The organism is Mesorhizobium sp. WSM3866 (genome assembly GCF_002294795.1).
Classification (GTDB): domain Bacteria; phylum Pseudomonadota; class Alphaproteobacteria; order Rhizobiales; family Rhizobiaceae; genus Mesorhizobium.
In genome coordinates this window covers 585,403-603,963 of sequence record NZ_NSGC01000002.1, presented here as the reverse complement: position 1 = coordinate 603,963, position 18,561 = coordinate 585,403, and the positions used below count along the sequence as shown (strand labels likewise).

At 63.5% G+C, this 18,561-nt stretch carries 21 protein-coding genes; 10 read left to right on the top strand and 11 right to left on the bottom strand.

Going from position 1 to position 18,561, the window contains the following annotated elements; genetic code table 11:
* Window positions 1-202 precede the first annotated feature (202 nt).
* On the top strand, window positions 203-1,765 hold the full coding sequence (locus CK222_RS07210) for an alkaline phosphatase family protein (RefSeq protein ID WP_245432969.1): 1,563 nt from the start codon (window positions 203-205) through the stop codon (window positions 1,763-1,765).
* A 44-nt stretch (window positions 1,766-1,809) separates the two neighbouring features.
* On the opposite strand, the gene CK222_RS07205 is transcribed toward CK222_RS07210, so the two are convergent.
* A complete protein-coding gene (locus CK222_RS07205) occupies window positions 1,810-3,198 on the bottom strand; it encodes a PRC-barrel domain-containing protein (protein ID WP_095799847.1) in 1,389 nt (462 codons plus the stop codon).
* Window positions 3,199-3,437: 239 nt separating this feature from the next.
* Here CK222_RS07205 and CK222_RS07200 point away from each other — a divergent pair, with 239 nt between their 5' ends.
* Window positions 3,438-4,358 carry a diacylglycerol kinase family protein gene (locus CK222_RS07200; RefSeq protein WP_095799846.1) on the top strand — a complete coding sequence of 307 codons (921 nt, stop codon included), beginning with the start codon at window positions 3,438-3,440 and terminating at the stop codon, window positions 4,356-4,358.
* Between the two features lie 20 nt (window positions 4,359-4,378).
* On the opposite strand, the gene CK222_RS07195 is transcribed toward CK222_RS07200, so the two are convergent.
* From CK222_RS07195 to CK222_RS07180, 4 genes are all read right to left on the bottom strand, one after another.
* A complete protein-coding gene (locus CK222_RS07195; protein ID WP_067002134.1) occupies window positions 4,379-4,594 on the bottom strand; it encodes a hypothetical protein in 216 nt (71 codons plus the stop codon).
* A 120-nt stretch (window positions 4,595-4,714) separates the two neighbouring features.
* A complete protein-coding gene (locus CK222_RS07190; protein WP_095799845.1) occupies window positions 4,715-5,179 on the bottom strand; it encodes a phage holin family protein in 465 nt (154 codons plus the stop codon).
* Window positions 5,180-5,189: 10 nt separating this feature from the next.
* Window positions 5,190-5,516, bottom strand: coding sequence for a DUF883 family protein (locus CK222_RS07185; protein WP_095778215.1), 327 nt, complete (start codon window positions 5,514-5,516; stop codon window positions 5,190-5,192).
* 77 nt (window positions 5,517-5,593) lie between these two features.
* The gene (locus CK222_RS07180) at window positions 5,594-6,355 is read right to left on the bottom strand and encodes a Crp/Fnr family transcriptional regulator (protein ID WP_095799844.1); all 762 of its coding nucleotides are present in this window, start codon (window positions 6,353-6,355) and stop codon (window positions 5,594-5,596) included.
* A gap of 198 nt (window positions 6,356-6,553) precedes the next feature.
* On the opposite strand from CK222_RS07180, the gene CK222_RS07175 reads away from it, so the two are divergent.
* A complete protein-coding gene (locus tag CK222_RS07175; protein WP_336618911.1) occupies window positions 6,554-6,898 on the top strand; it encodes a response regulator in 345 nt (114 codons plus the stop codon).
* Between the two features lie 31 nt (window positions 6,899-6,929).
* On the opposite strand, the gene CK222_RS07170 is transcribed toward CK222_RS07175, so the two are convergent.
* Together CK222_RS07170 and CK222_RS07165 are read right to left on the bottom strand one after the other, a co-directional pair.
* A complete protein-coding gene (locus tag CK222_RS07170) occupies window positions 6,930-7,481 on the bottom strand; it encodes an RNA polymerase sigma factor (protein ID WP_040973662.1) in 552 nt (183 codons plus the stop codon).
* 3 nt (window positions 7,482-7,484) lie between these two features.
* Window positions 7,485-7,688: a NepR family anti-sigma factor gene (locus CK222_RS07165; protein WP_067002232.1), complete on the bottom strand. Its 204-nt coding sequence runs from the start codon at window positions 7,686-7,688 to the stop codon at window positions 7,485-7,487.
* A 217-nt stretch (window positions 7,689-7,905) separates the two neighbouring features.
* Between CK222_RS07165 and CK222_RS07160 the strand changes: the two genes are divergently transcribed.
* The 6 genes from CK222_RS07160 (at window position 7,906) to CK222_RS07140 (ending at window position 11,407) form a co-directional block, all read left to right on the top strand.
* Complete coding sequence (locus CK222_RS07160) at window positions 7,906-8,700, top strand: response regulator (RefSeq protein ID WP_067002122.1); 795 nt, start codon at window positions 7,906-7,908, stop codon at window positions 8,698-8,700.
* 165 nt (window positions 8,701-8,865) lie between these two features.
* Entirely contained in the window at window positions 8,866-9,030 is a 165-nt protein-coding gene (locus CK222_RS07155) for a DUF1328 domain-containing protein (protein WP_067002119.1), read from the top strand.
* Between the two features lie 180 nt (window positions 9,031-9,210).
* A complete protein-coding gene (locus CK222_RS07150) occupies window positions 9,211-10,242 on the top strand; it encodes a sensor histidine kinase (protein ID WP_095799843.1) in 1,032 nt (343 codons plus the stop codon).
* A gap of 224 nt (window positions 10,243-10,466) precedes the next feature.
* A complete protein-coding gene (locus tag CK222_RS32190) occupies window positions 10,467-10,637 on the top strand; it encodes a hypothetical protein (RefSeq protein ID WP_164747034.1) in 171 nt (56 codons plus the stop codon).
* A 116-nt stretch (window positions 10,638-10,753) separates the two neighbouring features.
* Window positions 10,754-11,056 carry a hypothetical protein gene (locus CK222_RS07145; protein ID WP_067319277.1) on the top strand — a complete coding sequence of 101 codons (303 nt, stop codon included), beginning with the start codon at window positions 10,754-10,756 and terminating at the stop codon, window positions 11,054-11,056.
* Window positions 11,057-11,161: 105 nt separating this feature from the next.
* Complete coding sequence (locus tag CK222_RS07140; protein WP_067319279.1) at window positions 11,162-11,407, top strand: YMGG-like glycine zipper-containing protein; 246 nt, start codon at window positions 11,162-11,164, stop codon at window positions 11,405-11,407.
* Window positions 11,408-11,491: 84 nt separating this feature from the next.
* On the opposite strand, the gene CK222_RS07135 is transcribed toward CK222_RS07140, so the two are convergent.
* From CK222_RS07135 to xylF, 4 genes are all read right to left on the bottom strand, one after another.
* Window positions 11,492-13,117, bottom strand: a complete 1,626-nt coding sequence (locus CK222_RS07135) for a CHASE domain-containing protein (RefSeq protein WP_095799842.1) — start codon at window positions 13,115-13,117, stop codon at window positions 11,492-11,494.
* Window positions 13,118-13,248: 131 nt separating this feature from the next.
* Complete coding sequence (locus tag CK222_RS07130; protein ID WP_067002105.1) at window positions 13,249-14,049, bottom strand: ATP-binding cassette domain-containing protein; 801 nt, start codon at window positions 14,047-14,049, stop codon at window positions 13,249-13,251.
* A 13-nt stretch (window positions 14,050-14,062) separates the two neighbouring features.
* Entirely contained in the window at window positions 14,063-15,427 is a 1,365-nt protein-coding gene (locus CK222_RS07125; RefSeq protein WP_095799977.1) for a sugar ABC transporter permease, read from the bottom strand.
* A gap of 237 nt (window positions 15,428-15,664) precedes the next feature.
* On the bottom strand, window positions 15,665-16,705 hold the full coding sequence (gene xylF / locus CK222_RS07120) for a D-xylose ABC transporter substrate-binding protein (protein WP_095799841.1): 1,041 nt from the start codon (window positions 16,703-16,705) through the stop codon (window positions 15,665-15,667).
* A gap of 347 nt (window positions 16,706-17,052) precedes the next feature.
* Between xylF and CK222_RS07115 the strand changes: the two genes are divergently transcribed.
* Entirely contained in the window at window positions 17,053-18,288 is a 1,236-nt protein-coding gene (locus tag CK222_RS07115; protein WP_095799840.1) for an ROK family protein, read from the top strand.
* Window positions 18,289-18,561: the final 273 nt, after the last annotated feature.

The following is an 18,561-nucleotide window of genomic DNA, read 5'->3' as shown; positions in this document are numbered from 1 at the left end:
GCCCTTGCCGCTGTCCACCGCAATATGAGGATAGCGCCGGGCCCGGCAAAGCGACCAAACTCAGAATGGACTGTATCACAAAAAGTGAACGGCCATAAGACCGATGTTCACCAATTGATGAAGCTGCCTCCTTGCGCCGATCGGGAAATTTCGGCTCCATGAGCGGGCGCACCGTCTTGAGGAGAAGAGTTTGGACAACCGAGTGAGCCGCCCGAATGTTCTTCTCATCACCTGCGACCAGTGGCGCGGCGATTGTCTGTCGGCGGCGGGACATCCGGTGGTGAAAACGCCGAATGCGGATGCGCTCGCGGCCGAGGGCGTGCTGTTCCGGCGCCACTACGGTGGAGCGGCGCCCTGCTCGCCGGCGCGCGCCTGCCTCTACACCGGCCTCTATCAGATGAACAACCGGGTCTGCCGCAACGGCTCGCCGCTCGACGCCCGCCACGGTAACATCGCGCTTTCCGCACGCGCGGTGGGTTATGACCCCACGCTGTTCGGTTATACCGATGTTGCGCCGGATCCGCGCCGGCTTGCGGCCGGCGATCCGCGGCTGAGGAGTTATGAAGGCGTGCTGCCCGGCTTCAGCGTCCGGCAGTTGCTGCCCGAACATCAGAAGCAGTGGCTGTCCTGGCTGCGGACGCAAGGCATCGACACTAGCACCGGGATACCGGGCATCCATCGTCCGGCTGGCAAGCAGGGCAAGGTCGGCGATGATGTAAGCAACGCGCCGCCGGTCTATTCGAAGGACCAGACGCCGGCGGCCTTCCTGGCCGGCGAATTCATCCGCTGGCTTGGCGAACAGGAGAAGGCGGCGCCGTGGTTCGCGCACATCTCCTTCATCAGCCCGCACCCGCCTTTCATCGTGCCGCAGCCCTACAACGCCATGTACGACCCGGCCGACGGCCCCGCTTTCCGGCGCGCGGCGAACTGGCAGGCCGAGGCGCAAAGCCACCCCCACCTCGCATACGATCTTGGCCTGCAGAAGCGGACGAAGTTCGTTCCCGGCGTCGAGGGCAAGGTGCGGGATTGGAGCGAGGAGATTTTCCGCCGGATCCGTGCGCTTTACTACGGCATGATCTCCGAGCTCGACGCGCAGCTCGGCCGCATCTGGGAAGCGCTGAAGGCGGCCGGCAGTTGGGATGACACTGTGGTTGTGCTCACCTCCGACCATGCCGAGATGATGGGCGACCACTTCATGCTTGGCAAAGGCGGCTTCTTCGACGCCAGCTACCACATTCCGCTGATCGTGCGCGATCCGCGCCGGACAGAAGCGGCCGGCGCTTCCATCGATCGTTTCACCGAGGCGGTGGACGTCTTCCCGACCTTGCTCGACCTGATCGGCGCAGCACCCGAACCGCACCTCGACGGCAGGTCGCTGGCGTCCTGGCTCGACGGCGAGGAGCCGGCCGACTGGCGCGACGCGGCGCACTGGGAATTCGATTTCCGCTCGGTCGCCGACGGCGAAGCCGAGCGGCATTTCGGCATCGGATCACGCGACTGCAACCTTGCCGTCCTTCGCACCGAGGCTTTCAAATATGTCCATTTCGGCGGCGGCCTGCCGCCGCTTCTCTTCGACCTGGCTAGCGATCCGGACGAATTGAGCAACGTCGCGCACGACCCCGCCTATCTGCCGGTGCGCGTGGAACTCGCCGAGAAGATGCTCACCTGGCGCGCCAACCATCTCGACCAATCACTCGCGCTGGCGGAGCTGACAAAGGACGGAGTGGCCGGCCACGTGAGCAAGACAGCAGGCAGCAGGGAATAGCGAAACGCGTATTCCCTGCTGCCTGCTGCCCGCTGCCTGGTCCCTTACTGCAGGACCATCCTCTGCTTGTCGCGGTTTGCGGCATAGGAGCTCTTGTCGTAGGCTGCCTGCGCCTCCAACTGCTCCTTGGTGAAGTTGGTGTAGAGATACTTGTTGCCGTCCTTGTCGGTCATGAACTTCAGCTTATCCATGCCGAGGGCGACTTCCTTCTCGCCGATGCCGAGGAAACCGCCGACATCGATAACCACCGCATCCGGCTTGTTGTCGGGCGTCAGCACGACATCGCCAATCTCGCCGATCTCGACATCGTTGGCGCCGTATACCGTGGTGCCCTTCAGGTCGTCGACTCTGATGTTGCCCATCGGCATTTCGTTCAACGTCGATTTGTCGATCGAGGCTGTCTTGGTCGTGTCGGTGGCGGCTGTGCCGGTATCGGCCGGCTTGTTCTCAGCCGTCGTATTCGCAGCCGGCGCCGCGGGCTTGGTCTCAGCCGTCGTCTGGGCCGGCTGAGCCGGTTTGGCCTCCTTGTCGGCCGTGGTGTCGGACGAGGTCACGGCAGGGGTGGTCGTTGCCGGAGCAGTGTTCGAAGCCGTGGTGGCTGCGGCCGGCGCCGGATCATAAGCCTTGCGGTTGAAGTCCGGCTGGGCCTCCAGTTCTTCCTTCGTCGTCTCGGCGATCAACCAGCGATCGCCATTCTTCTCCGCCCATTTGGCCTTGGCGAAGTCGAAGGTAACATTCTTCTCGCCAATGCCCAGGAAGCCGCCGACGCCGATCACGAGGGATTCGGCCTTGCCGTCCTTGGCAAGAACGATGTCGTTGACGTCACCGATCTTTTGGGCGTCGTCGGCGGTGCCGTTATAGACCGACTCGCCCATGATGTTGGTGGCGAGATTGCCTTCAGCCTTCTCTACCGGCTGGGCCGGCTGCGCGGGCGCTTGCGCCGTTCCGGTGTCGGTGGTCGCAGGCTGCGTGGCATCGGTCGTTTGCGCCGGGGCCGGATCATAGGCCTTGCGATCGAAGGCCGCCTGTGCGTTCAGCTCGTCTTTGGTCGTCTTCGCTACGAGCCAGCGGTCGCCGTTCTTCTCGGCCCATTCCAGCTTGTTGTAATCGAAGGCGACATCCTTTGTGCCGGCGCCAAGAAAGCCGCCGACGCCGATGATGACGGATTTTACGTTGCCGCTTGCATCGAAAACGACGTCGTCGACCTTGCCGATGTCTTCGGCATCGTCGCCGGTCCCATTATAGACGGATTCACCGATGATATTGGTCATCAGCGCCCCGTCTGCACGTACTACTGGAGCTTGGGTCTCGGCGGCGGGCGCGGGGGTTTCGGTGGCGGGCGCCTGCGCCGGTGCAGGCGTTGTGTTCTGCGCAAAGGCCCCGGTTGCTAGGAGGGTTGCAAGCGCGGTCGTTGCAAAAAGAGTGCGGATCATGATCGTCTCTCCTCGTGCCTGATTTCCTACGCGCCGCGTTCGCGGCCTCGCACAAGGCAAGGGCGAGCGCGGCAATATTCCACAATTTCACAACGTCGTGAGGGGAGCCTTGTTCCAAACGGCGCCCGTCCACGGCGCTTGACTTGCTCCCTGACGCGGAACCTTCGGCGGCCCCTTTCCGTTTCAGCCTCCGGCTGAGAGCTCGTTTTTGGCCTAACAATAGCAGGACGGAGAGGGGCATGCGGTTTGCTGCGGTGCTGAACAAGGACGGGGGCACCCTGCGCACGACCGATGTTGCAGCCTTTGCCGACCGGGTCCGCGAGCTTCTGGAAGCGGCTGGCCATTCGGTTCAGATCGACATCGTTGCGGGCGGCGAAATCGCTACGGCTTTGGAAAAGGCCATAGCCAGGCGCAACGTCGATGTCGTGCTCGCCGGAGGCGGCGACGGAACGGTGTCCACCGCCGCCTCGCTTCTGATGAACAAGAAGAAGGCGTTGGCCATATTGCCGGCTGGTACGATGAACCTTTTCGCGCGCAGCCTTGGCATCCCCCAGACACTGGAAGCCGCCTTGAAGGCCTTTACCGACGGCGAGGTCAAGGCGGTCGATATGGCGACCGCGAATGGCCGTCCCTTCGTGCATCAATTTTCAATCGGCATGCATGCCAGAATGGTCCAGCTCCGCGAGAAGATGGATTTTGGCTCGCGGCTGGGAAAGATGCGGGCGTCGGTTCGCGCCGCATGGGCAACGATCAAGAACCCGCGCACCCTCAAGGTGACCTTGACCATCGGCAAGACCGACATCATCACCCGCGCGACCGGAATTGGCATCAGCAACAACCTGTTCGGCGAGGGTCATCTGCCTTATGCGGACAATCCGGCCGGCGGCGTGCTTGGCATCTATGTCAGCGTTGCGCGCCGGCGCCGTGACTTGGTAAAATTGCTGCTTGCCATGCTGCGCGGCCGGTGGCGCCAAAGCGAACATGTCGAGATCCACCAGGCTGACAAGGCCGTGCTGAAAATTCATTCCTCGCCGACAAAGTTCAAGGCGGTGATGGACGGAGAGTTGGTCAAGCTGGAACGCGAAACCACGGTCGAAATCCATCCAGCGACCCTTAACGTGCTGGTCCCTAGAAGCAGCGCGCAGGCAAAGGCAGCCTGAATGGAGCCAAGACTCCAAAACTACTGCGTTTGACCGCTGGGAGCAGGCGCCTGCTCGGTCCCTGGAGGTTGTGGGACGTGCTGCTGCTCGGTGCTCGGCTCTTTGATCAGCACGCCATAAATCTCGGCTACGCCCCAGGCGATGAATACCAGCAGCAGCCCGGCGACGAGAATCCTGAGCGCATGCCAGCCCCAATGCCCCTGGCGGGCTTCGTTTTCAGGAACGGTCTTGGGCATGGTCGGTCTCCAGGTGTGGGGGCGGGCACGCCGAGCACGGCATGGTCGGGTAACGGACCCTTTCCGCGAAAGTTCCCAATCATCCGGCAACGGTCGGCCGCCTCGACCGGCTTGCCGCGCCTATGGCGTTTCGCTGCGATCCTTTTCTCGAGGCCCAGCCTTCACGTTCTCGCGGTAGATGGCGTAGGCGGCGAGCGCGATCGCGGGCGCGAGAAGCGTGCCCAGGCCGCCCTTGCTTTTCGCGAGCGCCGGGAGCAACGCGAGCGCCGCGGTTACGCCAACCGCCGTCATGTCGGTCTTTCGCCTTCGCGCGCGCCGCCGCGCCCGCATGCTGGTTGTCAACTTGTGGATCACGACAATCAGCCCGGCGATCACCAGGAAGCCGATGCCGAAGCCGAGGCTGGTCGCTAGCGGCCCGTAGCGCGCCGCCAGCCAGATATAGGCCGCGCCGATGAGGAAACCGACGCCGCACAGGGCAAAAACACCGGCAAGTCCGTAGAGGATTGCGGTCAGCCGCGCTCTTTGCAAGGCCGCCACCGCCTCGCCGGAAGCAAGGCCGGAAATAAGCGAAACCAGCGTCCCCATATGAGGGCTGCTAGCGGCGCGACAGCAGCGCGAACAGGAAACCTACTCCCGCCGCAATCGCCAGCGACGTCACCGGCTTTTCGCGAACGCTGGCTATCAACTGCGCTTCCAAATCCTGAGCGCTTCCGCGCATGCTTTCGAACGCTGCCTCGCCGTGCGCGCGCAGCTGCTCGACGCCTTCGGCGGCCGCGCGGCGCGCTGCCCCGTAACTGTCGTCCCGGGTCTTGGCCAATTGCCTGGTGAGCTCTTCGATATCGGCCTTCAACTGCCGGATGTCGGCTTCGAGGTCGGCGCTGGGGGGAGTGTCTGTTGCGGATCTGCCTGCGGCGGTCGCCATTGCGTAACTCCTTATGTTTGCTTCCATTTCAACGCTTGGCCGAGACCGGGGTTCCGTTCTGCCGGTCCGGCTCGTCGTCAGATCAGCGGTCTGCGCTCCTCACCCAAACCTTGCCAGCCGGCCAACTCCGTCAGCCCCTCATGGCTGAGAACCTCGCAACCACCGTCACGCCAAATGATCAGCTTACGGTCCATCAGCTTGCGGATCGTCTTGTTGGTATGCACCAGCGAAAGGCCGAGCGTATCGGCGATATGCTGCTGCGTGATCGGGATCTGCACCGGCCGCTTGCCGTTCAGGCCCGCCCCCCGGGCACGGCTGGAGATGAAGGCGACAAGATAGGCGGTGCGCTCAAGCGCGGAACGGCGACCGATGCTCAGCAGGTTTTCATCGAGCATGCGCTCCTCGCGCGACGCCATCCAGGTGATGTCATAGGCCAGGCCCGGGTAGTTGCGGTAAAGCTCGTGCAATTGGTCGCGCTCGAAGACGCACAGCAGCATCGGCGACAAGGCCTCGACGGAATGCTGCATCTCGCCCATCAGGCTGCCTTGCAGGCCGATGAGATCGCCGGGCATGGAATAATTGAGGATTTGCCGCCGCCCGTCGGGCAACAGCTTGTAGCGGAATGCCCAGCCTGAAAGTATGGTGTAGAGATGCGCGCTGTGGCTGCCTTCGACCAGCACGGTCGCCCCCTTGTCGACCGCAAGCTCTCCTTTCTTGAAGCCGCTGACGAACAACAGCTCCTGGCTCTCGAATTCGCGAAAGACTGGCAACGGCCGCAACGGGCATTTGCCGCAAGGATATTGGCGGGTGGCAAGGGAATATGCGCTCTGGCCGGACATTTCGACCCCTCTTCGAAACCCCTGCCCCGATCGGGCGAATACAAACGCTTCACGCGGACCGAGGTTCCGCCGCTCACGCAATGCATCGCCGGTCATGTCTTTTTTAAATGACAGAGCGCCGAATACCGCGCATGACTGCAGCCTTATAGGAGTCGCCGCCACGTGCCCCCATTGCTAGACGGATTGCGTATCCTGGTCTTGGAAGACGAATTCCTGATAGCGATGGATGTCGAGCAACTATGCCGCGACCAAGGGGCCGCCGAGGTCACGATTGTTGGCGACCTGGCTGAAATCGACCTGCGGGATGGGTTTTCCTGGTTCGACGCCGCTATCGTCGACCTGATGCTCGGCGGCACCTCGACACTCGACTTCGCCGAGCGGCTGCGCAGCGCAGGCATTCCATTCGTCTTCGCGTCCGGCTACTCCGACGCCGAGGATCTCGAAGGCTCTTTTCCCGAGATTAAGCTGGTCACCAAGCCCTACTCGGGAGACGATCTGATCCAGGCCCTGGCGCTCGCCTGCAGGCGCGCGAAAGCGGCGTGACGACGTAGCGTCGAAGAGCCGGAGGTCGGTGTCAGGCGGCGTTTGATCCTGTCACCTGCGCCGAGATCGCGTCGGGGCCGTATTCGTCCTCGCCCGAAATCTTCAGGATGTCCTGCAGCCGGGCGCGCGCGCGGCTGACCCGGCTCTTGATCGTGCCCACCGCGCAGCCGCAGATTTCCGCCGCCTCTTCGTAGGAAAAGCCGGACGCGCCGATCAGGATAATGGCTTCGCGCTGATCCTCCGGCAGCTGCTCCAGCGCGCCGCGGAAATCCTTGAGGTCGAGCTGGCCATGCTGGGCCGGGTGGACGGCGAGCCTGGCGGTCATGATGCCGTCGCTGTCCTGCACCTCGCGGCCGCGCTTGCGCATCTGCGAATAGAATTCATTGCGCAGGATGGTGAACAGCCAGGCCTTGAGGTTGGTGCCCGGCTGGAAACTCTCATGTTTGTCCCACGCCTTGACCAGGGTTTCCTGGACGAGGTCGTCCGCCTTGTCGGCATTCTGCGTCAGCGACACCGCAAAGGCGCGCAGGCTTGGGATCGCGCCGAGCAGCTCGGTCTTGAAGCTCTGGGAGACCGCCGCCATGTCTCAGTCCTTTTTCTCGGCGGGTTCGGCCTTTTCCAGCTGGCTGAGCAACTGAGCGAATCGATCCGGCACCTGATCGGAGACCAGCTCGTCGTAATATTGCTTGAGTTTGCGGGCGATTTCGGAGTTCGGTCCGAGCGGACTGCTACCCCCGTTCCGGTGCCTGCTCGGGGCGCCAGTTATTGAATTCTTTGACATTTCTTTCATGTTTGCCCTAAGTCCCAGCACCTCAAACCGCTTTAAAACCATAGATCACGACGCAAGCGGCACCCTTGTCTGGTTGCCCATCCCAAAGCCGGAAACGCCCGCTTCCTAATTTAGTTCCCTGCCCGGCGGAACTTTTTCAGAAAGCCGACGTTGGTTTTGCCGGGACTTCCAGTGAGTCTAGCCTTTGCAACAACGTCATCTGAGGGAGACGTCAAATATGAGCCTGTCCGCAACCATCGCTCCTCACCTGCCTTTCCTCCGCCGTTTCTCGCGCGCCGTGTCGGGATCGCAGGAAAGCGGTGACGCCCTGGTTGCTGCGATGCTGGAGGCCATCATCGCCGACACCGAAGTTTTCCCTAAGGCATCGAGCGATCGCATTGCGCTGTACAAGGTCTTTGCCAGGCTGTTCACTTCGATTGCGATCCGCGTGCCGCAAGAGCATGCGCAGACAGCTTGGGAGCAGCGGGCGGCCGCCAATCTCAACGCAATCGCGCCGCGGCCGAGGCAAGCTTTCCTGCTGGTCGCCGTAGAGGGTTTCAGCGAGGATGAAGCCGCGGAAATCCTCGATGCGGACGAACAGGAGTTCTCCGAATTGCTTGCCCAGGCAAGCAGCGAGATTTCCCGCCAGGTCGCGACCGACGTGCTGATCATCGAGGACGAGCCGCTGATCGCCATGGACATCGAGGAGATGGTCGAAAGCCTCGGCCATCGCGTTGTCGGCACCGCCCGCACGCACGCCGAGGCGGTCGCCGTTTTCGGCAAGACGCGTCCGAAAATGGTGCTGGCCGACATCCAGCTCGCCGATGGCAGCTCGGGCATAGAGGCGGTCAACGAGATCTTGTCCTCGACGCCGGTGCCGGTGATCTTCATCACCGCTTTCCCTGAGCGCCTGTTGACCGGCGAGCGTCCCGAACCGGCGTTTCTGGTGACCAAGCCCTTCAATCCAGACATGGTGAAGGCCCTGATCAGTCAGGCGCTGTTCTTCGACCGGCAGGCGAAAGCCGCGGCCTGACCGTATGTCCGATCATTGAGGTCTCATGCGAGGCGCCCGCGCCTCGCACGATGCGGCGCGGAGTCCCATCCGTGAAGCGTTTTCAGGGGATCGTCTTTTTCCGCAAATGGTGGAACAAACGCCATCCAGCCACGTTTTTTCCAGGACGTTAGAAGGAGAGATATCATGCTGTACTGGGCGCTCGTTTTTCTTGTTGTCGCGATCATCGCCGGCGCGCTTGGGTTCGGCGGCATCGCCGGCACGTCGGCTGGCATCGCGCAGATATTGTTCTTCGTCTTCCTTGCTTTCCTGGTGATCTCACTCATCGCCGGCCTCGTCAGGAGAACCTGACCAGGGGGAGTGCCGAACACTGGAAGCCGCACCCCTCAAACGGTTTCCAGCCACCGCCGGGCGATGTCCCCAAAAGGATGTCGTCCGGCGGACCGCTTTTGGGCAGCATAAGCATCAGTAGGTCAAGACCGGGGCAGCAATCCTCGTAAGCCGTTCGCGCCTGGATGCGGGAAGTATCGAATGCGTTCCAAGGCCTCAGAGAAGGACTATACGCAAGAGCGCAGCGACGAAGTGATCGCGATGCATCCGGCGGAAAGCGGGATGCAGGTGGGTCGCGCGCTACTCCACGCGCTCCACAATGCTGGAATTTCGGTCCTCTACCAGGATCGTGAAATGAAGACCGTCTGGGCGCGCAACATGCGCGCCCCGTGGGCCTGCGAGACGGCCGAGGGCAAGGATGCGCTTTCCCCCGCGCAGTCCGAGCGCATAGGCGCAGCCAAGCGCAAGGTGATTGCAACCGGCAACCCGGATCGCCTCGAGCTCGGCATTTCCGACAGTGACGGCGTGCGCTGGTTCCATGTCTGGATCGATGCCGATCGCAGCGACTCCGGCGAGGTTCAGGGCGTCGTCACCACCATGGTCGAGACGACGGAGCAGAAGCGCCGCGAGCAGACGCTGAAAACGCTGCTGCGAGAGGTCAGCCATCGCTCGAAGAATCTTCTGGCCATCATCCAGAGCATAGCCACCCAGACCGGACGCTACTCGGAGACGCTCGGCGATTTTCTGACGCACTTTCGCGGCCGTATCCAGTCGCTCGCCTCGTCTCAGGATCTGGTGACATCCTCCAACTGGCGGGGAGCGGCGCTTCGTGAGCTCGTGTCCGGCCAGGTCGGCCGCTATAGCGCCGATCCAAGTCGCAGCCTGCGTTTCGATGGGGAGAACCCTTACCTCAATCCGAACGCTGCCCTTCATATCGGACTGGCCATGCACGAGCTGGCCGTGAATTCGGTAAGCTACGGCGCCCTGTCGCAGCCTGACGGACGGATCAGGGTAAGCGCCAGGATCGCGGCCGGCAGCGAGACTTCGCCTGGCCTTTTGCTGATTTGGACAGAAAGGATCGGCGCCGGTCGGCGCACCGAAAATCGTTTTGGCAGCGTCGCCCTCGAACGCGTCGTGCCGACGTCGCTGAACGGCTCCGCCAGTCTCGATATCGACGACGATCGTCTCGAATATCGCCTGACCATCCCGCGCGGCAATTTCGAGATAGAATGAACAACCACGTCTTGGGCAACAGACAGCCGCCGGAGAGGCGTTAACCTGCCATTCACCATAAAATCCGATTGTGTTCCCCGGCAGAAGCAACTCCAGGATAGCGCGCAATGCCCTTCCGAGTTGCGTAAAACCTTGGAGCGGATCGGCGATCCCGTCAGGCGCTGAACCACTCGCGACGGAGCAAACCCAGCCGCGCAATCACACCGCGATTTGGGAGGAACCGAATGATGATTGCCGATATGAACAGGCTGGAGCAGGCCGCCCGCGTCTCGATGAGCGGCTTCCAGGACACCGAAGCACGGCCCTCGCCCCGTTCCTCCCATCCATCGCTTCGCCTCGGCGCCGTCGCGCTTGTTGCTGCTCTCGTGCTGGCGGTGGCCTGGCAACTGGCCTGATCTTTCCAATCGAGCAGCCGGCCGGCGCCAAGGGCACGCGCCATTGCGCGCCGACTCCGCCGAGCAGGAACTTTTGAGCGGCAACAATCGTTCTTTGCGGCGGGAGGATTCGACCCGTGGAACACATCGCCGCCTTGCTCCTCGTCATTGGCTGCTCGGACACCATGACCGATTGCCGCGAATTGTCGGTGCCGGTCAGCGTCTTCGAGACTTTCGAGGCCTGCATCGCCGAACGGCCGTTTGCGCTGGGCGACATGCAGGGGCGCACGCCGCGTGTCATGGGCGAGTGCCTTGCCGTCGATCCGGCGCTTGAAGACGACTACGATCAACTGCTGTGGACCGTGCGTCCCGACGGCAGGCTAGTCGCGTCGCTGGAAACTTCCGGCGCGCTTGTCGCGTCAAACGGGGCACGCCCGTAAGACACTCTCTTCAGCGATAATAAGATCGGACAGGCAAAGCCCGTTTTTTCGTGCTAAACGGCGGTTGGCACTGCCGAAAGTGAGGACAAAAGCGAGGAGCTATTTATGCGGAAAATGATCATTGCCATGGTTGCCGTGGTCGCCGTCAGCGGCTGCACCACGACCGAGCAGGACGTCGTCGGGGGCGGCCTGATCGGCGCCGGCGTCGGCGGCTTGGTCGGCGGCGGCAGGGGCGCGCTGATCGGCGCGGCTGTGGGCGCCGGGTCCGGCCTGTTGGTTCGCAACCTGCGCAATGGCTATTGCGTGTATCGCCGCTCTGACGGCACGAGATACAAGGCCCGCTGCAACTGATTTTCCGCGAGACACAGTCATCTACCCGGGGGCCCGACCAGCGGTCCCCGGGTAGATCCTCGTTGGACCCTGACTGACGGGCGCTCAGCCTGGCAGAGGTATTCGGATTTCCACCTTAAGCCCGTCGGCCCGGTAGTCGCGCTTGATCGTACCGCGCAATTCGCGCGTGACATTGAGATCGATCAGCTTGGTGCCGAAACCGGTCTTTGCCGGCGGCTCCAGTTTCTTTTGCCCGGCCTCGCGCCAATCGAGCACCAGCGTCCGCTCCCGGCCACGTCCTTCGACCCGCCAATCGACCTTCAGGGCGCCCACCGAGTTGCCGGCCTCGCCATATTTCAGCGCGTTGGTGGCAAGCTCGTGGAAGGTCAGGCCGAGCGCTTGCGTCGTCGTCTCGTCAAGCAGCACTTCCGGCCCCGACAATATGCCTTCGGAAAGCTCTTTGCCGAACACCTGCCCAAGCTCCGTGCGCAGCAGGTCGCCGAGGTCCGCCTTCTGCCAGCGCGAGCGTGTCAGCATGTCCTGCGACGCGGCCATCGCCTGCAGCCGCGCCGAGAATGATGCCGAGAACTCCTTCACGTCGGTGGCCTGCGAAGCAGTCTGCCGCGCGATCGCCAGCACCCTGGTGATCGAGTTCTTGATGCGGTGCTTCATCTCCTGCAGGATCAGCTCCTTTTCCAGCAGGCTCTTCTCCGTCGCCTCATGCAGCAGCGACTTCGCCTCGTAGGCGCGCTCCTGATAGCGGGCCACCAAGGCAATCGCCCCGGCGAGCAGCAGGCCGAACAGCCCGAGCATCACGGGAATAGCGCGCGAGGACGGCAGCGCGAAAGCGCTCGTCGGCCGAAACAGGACAGTCCAGGGCCGGCCGGCCACGACGATATCCCGGCGCGCCAGCAGCTTTCCGCCGAGCGATTCGGCCGGCGGCGCCTCCGACCGGAACAGGAGATTGTCGGCTCCCGGCTGGCCGTCGAAGATTTCGACGTTGACCGGCAGCAGCGGAGCCTTGCTGAGCGCCACCTGGAACAGATCGCGTGCACGGAAGGAGGCGTAGAGGAAGCCGGCGGTCGAGGAGCGGCTGGCATCGATGACGTCCGGGGCCGTTTCCACGTTCAGCCGCACGAAGACCAGGAATCCGGGGAAGGTCTGCTCCAGCCCTTGTCCCTGGCCAAGTTGAACGAGCCCGCTGGCATGCTGCCGGTCGTCGGCCATGGCCTTCTCGATTGCCGTCCGCCGTGCCGGGTCGCTGAACATGTCGAAGCCTATGATCGACTGGTTGGACGTATCGAGCGGCTCGAAAAGCACGATGGGCGTGCGCCATTGCTGCTGCGTGATGGCCGGATAGACCGGGTGGGCCGAACCGCGAGCGCGCAGGATGTCGCGCTCGAGCGCGGCCTCGTCGCCGGCCTTGGCCAGCCTCAGGAAGCCGATGCCGCGCAGTCCGGCGAAGTTGTCGTCGATGTCGAGCGCGGTGAGGAAGGCCTTGAACTCGCCGCGCGTGATATCGCCGTTACGAGCATCGAACAGCGCCTGGGTCGAGCGCAGCAGCGACAGATGCAGGTCGATGCGGCTCTCGATGCGGTTGAGCGCATCGTCGGCGGTTCCCTCGAACTTGATGCGTGCCGCCTCCTGGGTCGCGAAATAGGCGAACCCCGCCATCGTCAGGCTGATCAGCGCGACGGCGATGAAGGCGACGATCGGGAAAAGCTTTTTCAATGCAGGGTGCGGCCCATGGATGGTTGGCCACCTTTATGGGCAAGTCTCCGCGCCAATACAATGGCAAGGCCAACCCAACGCCGCGATTGGCTCATCAAACAAGTCGCAAATTAGCCAACCAATTTATAGTCTTAGGCCGCGATTTTCAGCGCTCCCGGGCCTGGCATGGCGCCTGGCGGGCACTTGCCCAGAATGATCATGCCGAGCACCTCGTCCTGGGTCACGTCGCTGGTGCGCGCCGTACCGACGACCTGGCCGTTCTTCATGACGCAGACCCTGTCCGCCAGCTCGAAGACGTCATGGATGTCGTGGCTGATCAGGAAGATGCCGATGCCGTCGGCCTTGAGTTGCCGCACCAGTTCGCCGACCTGGGCCGTCTCCTGGGGGCCGAGCGCTGCCGTCGGCTCGTCCATGATCAGGATTCGCGCGTTGAACAGGATCGCGCGCGCGATCGCCACCGACTGTCTCTGTCCGCCGGACAGCTTGATCACCGGCTCCTTGAAGCGCTGGAAGCGCGGATTGAGCCGGCCCATCACCTTGCGCGCTTCGGCCTCCATGGCGACGTCGTCCAGCGTGCCCCAGGCGGTCATCAGCTCGCGGCCGAGGAAAAGATTGGCGGCGGCGTCGACGTTGTCGGCAAGCGCCAGCGTCTGATAGATCGTCTCGATGCCGTATTTCTTGGCGTCGCGCGGGTTGGAGATTGCTGCCTCCTCGCCGTTGACGAAGATCTGCCCGGCATCGCGCTTGTAGGCGCCGGACAGTATCTTGATCAGCGTCGACTTGCCGGCGCCGTTGTGGCCGAGGAGCGCCACCACTTCGCCGGGGAAGAGATCGATGGAGGCGTCGTCGACGGCGCGAATGCCGCCGAAGGCGATCGAGATGTTGCGCATGTCGACCAGCGGGGCGCCGGCGGGAGCGTTCTTGTCTGCCATGATGCTGCCTCCTTCACACCCGCTTGCGGTAGATGGTGTCGAGCCAGACCGCGATGACCAGCACGGCGCCGACGACGATGCTTTGCAGCGGCGAATCGACTCCGAGGAGCACCATGCCGGACTGCAGCGACTGCATCAGCAGCGCCCCAAGCATAGCGCCGAGCACGGTTCCCGAGCCGCCGGCGAGCGAGGTGCCGCCGATGACCGCCGCGGCGATGACCAGGAGCTCGTCCAGCGTGCCGAGCGCATTGGTCGATGAATTCTGCCGCGCCGACGATATCGCCGCGGCGATCGTCGCCAGCACACCCATGATCATGAACACCTTCATGGTGATCCAGCGCGTGTTGATGCCGGCAAGGTTGGCCGCCTCCGGATTGCCGCCGATGGCAAAGACATAGCGGCCGAAGCGAGTGCGCTTGGTAATGAAGGTCATGACGAGACCGACGGCGATCGCCATCAGCACCGGAATGGCGATGCCGTGGGCGATGAACAGGCCGCCTTCGGGGACCGTGAGGTTGTTGGCGGCGGCGTAGCGGTTCACGATGCCGACCGGCCAGGGATAGGAATTGGCCAGCCACACCGCGCCCATGATGACAGCGCAGGTGACCGCGCCGAGCAGCGTCTCGGCCCAGATCGGACGCAGCGGAAAACGGAAGCGCTTGCGCTGCACCCTGCCGTTGAACAGCGCAAACACCACGGCAACACAGGCGACGGCGCCGACGATCCAGCTCCATTTGGCGCCGATCGAGCCGGCCGGTCCGCCGCCCATCAGTTGGAAGGTGGCGTCGAGCGGCGCCACCGTCTGGCCGCTGGTGACCCACCAGGCAGCACCGCGCCAGACCAGCAGCCCGCCAAGCGTCACGATGAAGGCCGGCACTTCGAGATAGGCGATGACGAAGCCCTGGAAGGCGCCGATCAGCAGGCCGAGCGCCAGGCCGATCAACAGTGCCAGCACCCAGATCCAGGGATTGCCAAGCTCGAGCCCAACCATTCGCACCAGGAAATGCACTTGGGCAAAGCCCATCACCATGCCGATCAAACCCTCGGCCGATCCGACGGAGAGGTCGATGTTGCGCATGACGATGACCAGCACCATGCCGGAAGCCATGATGGCCACGGCCGAGGTCTGCACCGACAGGTTCCACAGGTTGCGCGGCGTCAGGAACGTTCGGCTATCGAAATCGAGCGGATTGACGCCGAGCCGCAGGCTCGAGATGACATGCAGGCCAATCCAAATGATCAGCAGCGCGCCGACCATGCCGAGCATGCGTGTGTCGAGCTCAGTCGCCTTGAGGAAGCGCCCGACGGTGCTCAGTTCGGAAGCCCGCGCGCGATCCGCCGCCGGGTTGGCCGGCGTATCAGAGGTCGTATCGGTCATGATCTCCTCCCGCCGGCTTGCCGTCTGGCGCGGATGCCGGACCACGATGCTAGAGCAATTCCGGGAAAAAGTGCGTAGCCGCCTGGAATTGCGCGGAAACAAACGGCTGGAGCAGTTCGGCGATCCTGCCGGACAGTGACCTGCCCCCAATGGTCTCCGGCTTCAGTACTCCCGAAAGCCCTTGGGAAACACCGCGGCCGTTGGGCCGCGGCGCTGCGTTTGAACCTGACGGCCAGCTTAGTTGCAGACCGCGACGCTGCCGGCGGCAACGCCCGCGCAGACTTCATCCTTCTTGATCCAACCCGCGTCGATGACGAGGTTGAGATTATCCTTGGTGATTGCGACCGGGGTCAGGAACAGCGACTTGACGGTGTTGCCGCCAGGCGTCGTGAAGTCCTTGGCGCCCGCGATGTCGGTCATCTTCTTGCCGTCGGCGAGCTGCGAGGCGATCTCGGCGGCGTGCTTGCCGAGCTCGCGCGCGTCCTTCCACACCGACACCGTCTGGGTGCCGAGCGCGATGCGGTTGAGCGCGGCATGGTCGCCGTCCTGGCCCGAGACCGGAACGGTGCCGGCCAGCCCTTGCGCCGTCAGCGCCGCGACGACGCCGCCGGCAGTGCCGTCATTGGCCGCCACCACCGCGTCGACCTTGTTGTCGTTGGCGGTCAGGAACTGCTCCATGTTCTTCTGCGCGTTGGCGGGCAGCCAGCCGTCGGTATAGGCCTCGCCGACATTCTTGATCTTGCCGCTGTCGATGGCTTCCTTCAGCACTTCCATCGAGCCGGAGAACAGGAAATCGGCATTCGGGTCGGCGCCCGAGCCCTTGATGAAGACGTAGTTGCCCTCGGGCTTGGCCTTGAACACCTCGCGGGCCTGCATGCGGCCGACTTCCTTGTTGTCGAAGGTCAGATAAAACACGTCCTTGTTCTCAATCAGGCGGTCGTAGCCGACGACCGGAATGCCTTCGTCGAGTGCCTTCTGCACCGCCGGCCCGATCGCCGAGGCGTCCTGCGCCAGGATGATCAACGCATTGGCGCCCTGCGAGATCAGGCTTTCGACGTCGGTCAGCTGCTTGCCTGGATTGGACTGTGCGTCGGCGGATATGTACTTGTCGCCGGCGGCCTCGATCGCCTTCTTCATCGCCGCTTCGTCGGTCTTCCAGCGCTCTTCCTGGAAATTGGACCACGAGACGCCGATCACCTTGTCCTTCGCCTCGGCGACCGACGCCAACGTCAACGACATGACGACCCCCGCCAGCATGGCGGCTGCGAATCTCTTCATGATATCCTCCCTGCGCCCCTCGCGGCGCGACCCAGATTGGCCCGAAGAGCATGCAAAGGCTTTTTTTCGAGCCTCGAAAAAATACTGATCCAAGGCTAAGGCGCTGTCAACTGCAATTCTGACGGTTTTTGAGGTGTCGCGTACTTTTTTCGAGACCCGTAATAAATAATGACAGTGCCGACCGCTTCTGCCACTATCGCGCAACAGTTCGGAGGAGGCGCAGCCCGCGTCCACCGAAACTTGTAAAAACCGGGACGGTTCGGGTGCCGGCGTCCGGGTGAATCGATCTGGCGCGTCGCCGGGTCCTGTGCATGATCGAGAGGCCGCGCTGACTGGGAGGAGAAAAAATGTCGGTCGGAATCCGCCACGACGATCTGCGCCGGCGCAACCGCGCCATGGTGCTCTCGGCCGTGCGCTGGGCCGGCCAACCGTCGCGCACGGAAATCGCCGCGACCACCGGGCTCAGCCATTCGACCATTTCGGCGATCTCTTCCGACCTGATCCAGGAAGGCATCCTGGCCGAGAGCAAGCCGAGCGAGACCGCGTCTCTGAAGCGCGGCCGGCCACAGGTGGGCCTCGCGCTCAAGCCGGAGGCGGCGGCGGTGGTAACGGTGGTGCTGTCGCTCAATTTCCTCTCGGTCGCCGTTATTGATTATGCGGGCCAGGTCATCGCCGAGGAGCAGCGCCGCCTCGATACGCTCACCATGCCGCGCAACGAGCTGATCGGCGAATGCTTGGCGATCGTGCGGCGCCGGCTGGACGATCCGGACCTCGACGTCGGCAGCGTCGCCCGCATCGCCATGGGCATCCAGGGCATCACCGATTCCCATGCCCGCGCCATGCTGTGGTCGCCGATCACGCCGCTGACCGACATTCCCTTCGCCGACATCCTGGAAAAGGAATTCGGCATTCCGGCCACCATGGAGAACGACTGCAACATGATGGCTGTGGCGCTGCAGTGGCGCGATCCCCACCGCTATCGCGACAATTTCATCGCCATTCTGCTCTCCCACGGCATCGGCATGGGCCTGGTTCTGAAGGGCGAGCTGTTCACCGGCACACATTCTTCCGGCGGCGAGTTCGGCCACATGATCCATCGCCCGGGCGGCGCGCTCTGCCGTTGCGGACGCCGCGGCTGCGTCGAGGCCTATGCCGGCAACTACGCCATCTGGCGCAGCGCCATGAAGATGAGCGAGGACGCCGAGCCGGTCGATGTCGGCGACGCCGACATGCGGGCGCTCGCCGCCAAGGCGCGCGAGACGGATGGCCCGGAGCGCGAGGCCTATCGCCGGGCCGGCGAGGCGCTGGGCTTCGGCCTTGGCAGCCTGTTCGCGCTGATCGACCCGGCGCCGGTCGCCATGGTCGGCGTCAGCGCCGCCGCCTTTGACCTGATCGAGCCGGCGCTGCGCGAGGCGATCGGCCAGACCGCCGGAGGCCAGCATTCAAACTCGATCTCCTTCGATACCGAGCCGAACGAATTGCCGCTGATCCGCGAAGGCTGCGCCGTGCGCGCGCTGACCTTCGTCGACCAGGAGATTTTCGCCCCGGGCGTGCAGGCAAGAGCGGGCAAGAACGTGGCCTGAGCAGCTTCGATAGCGATCGTTGGCTTCTGTGCGTCCTGCAGACGCCGGAGATTAGCGAAGGCCCCGCAGCTTCGTCATTCCAGGGCGGAGCAGGAGCGAAGCTCCGTCGCGGAGACCCTGGAATCCATGCCATTACCTCAATCGTCGGATGAGCGGAGCAGAATTTCTGCACCGCCGCGGCGCGTGGAAGTCGCGTGGATCGTCGGGTCTGCGCCGCGTCGCGACGCTTCGTGCTCCGCCCGTGGACGGCGAAGCACCAGCGTCTCGATAACC

What these genes read in the sequence shown, in the direction of transcription:
- CK222_RS07205 (WP_095799847.1), bottom strand. Translation starts at nt 3,198, where the DNA reads ATGATCCGCACTCTTTTTGCAACGACCGCGCTTGCAACCCTCCTAGCA.
- CK222_RS07200 (WP_095799846.1), top strand. Translation starts at nt 3,438, where the DNA reads ATGCGGTTTGCTGCGGTGCTGAACAAGGACGGGGGCACCCTGCGCACG.
- CK222_RS07195 (WP_067002134.1), bottom strand. Translation starts at nt 4,594, where the DNA reads ATGCCCAAGACCGTTCCTGAAAACGAAGCCCGCCAGGGGCATTGGGGC.
- CK222_RS07190 (WP_095799845.1), bottom strand. Translation starts at nt 5,179, where the DNA reads ATGGGGACGCTGGTTTCGCTTATTTCCGGCCTTGCTTCCGGCGAGGCG.
- CK222_RS07185 (WP_095778215.1), bottom strand. Translation starts at nt 5,516, where the DNA reads ATGGCGACCGCCGCAGGCAGATCCGCAACAGACACTCCCCCCAGCGCC.
- CK222_RS07180 (WP_095799844.1), bottom strand. Translation starts at nt 6,355, where the DNA reads ATGTCCGGCCAGAGCGCATATTCCCTTGCCACCCGCCAATATCCTTGC.
- CK222_RS07170 (WP_040973662.1), bottom strand. Translation starts at nt 7,481, where the DNA reads ATGGCGGCGGTCTCCCAGAGCTTCAAGACCGAGCTGCTCGGCGCGATC.
- CK222_RS07165 (WP_067002232.1), bottom strand. Translation starts at nt 7,688, where the DNA reads ATGAAAGAAATGTCAAAGAATTCAATAACTGGCGCCCCGAGCAGGCAC.
- CK222_RS07160 (WP_067002122.1), top strand. Translation starts at nt 7,906, where the DNA reads ATGAGCCTGTCCGCAACCATCGCTCCTCACCTGCCTTTCCTCCGCCGT.
- CK222_RS07155 (WP_067002119.1), top strand. Translation starts at nt 8,866, where the DNA reads ATGCTGTACTGGGCGCTCGTTTTTCTTGTTGTCGCGATCATCGCCGGC.
- CK222_RS07150 (WP_095799843.1), top strand. Translation starts at nt 9,211, where the DNA reads ATGCGTTCCAAGGCCTCAGAGAAGGACTATACGCAAGAGCGCAGCGAC.
- CK222_RS32190 (WP_164747034.1), top strand. Translation starts at nt 10,467, where the DNA reads ATGATGATTGCCGATATGAACAGGCTGGAGCAGGCCGCCCGCGTCTCG.
- CK222_RS07140 (WP_067319279.1), top strand. Translation starts at nt 11,162, where the DNA reads ATGCGGAAAATGATCATTGCCATGGTTGCCGTGGTCGCCGTCAGCGGC.
- CK222_RS07130 (WP_067002105.1), bottom strand. Translation starts at nt 14,049, where the DNA reads ATGGCAGACAAGAACGCTCCCGCCGGCGCCCCGCTGGTCGACATGCGC.
- CK222_RS07125 (WP_095799977.1), bottom strand. Translation starts at nt 15,427, where the DNA reads ATGACCGATACGACCTCTGATACGCCGGCCAACCCGGCGGCGGATCGC.
- xylF (WP_095799841.1), bottom strand. Translation starts at nt 16,705, where the DNA reads ATGAAGAGATTCGCAGCCGCCATGCTGGCGGGGGTCGTCATGTCGTTG.
- CK222_RS07115 (WP_095799840.1), top strand. Translation starts at nt 17,053, where the DNA reads ATGTCGGTCGGAATCCGCCACGACGATCTGCGCCGGCGCAACCGCGCC.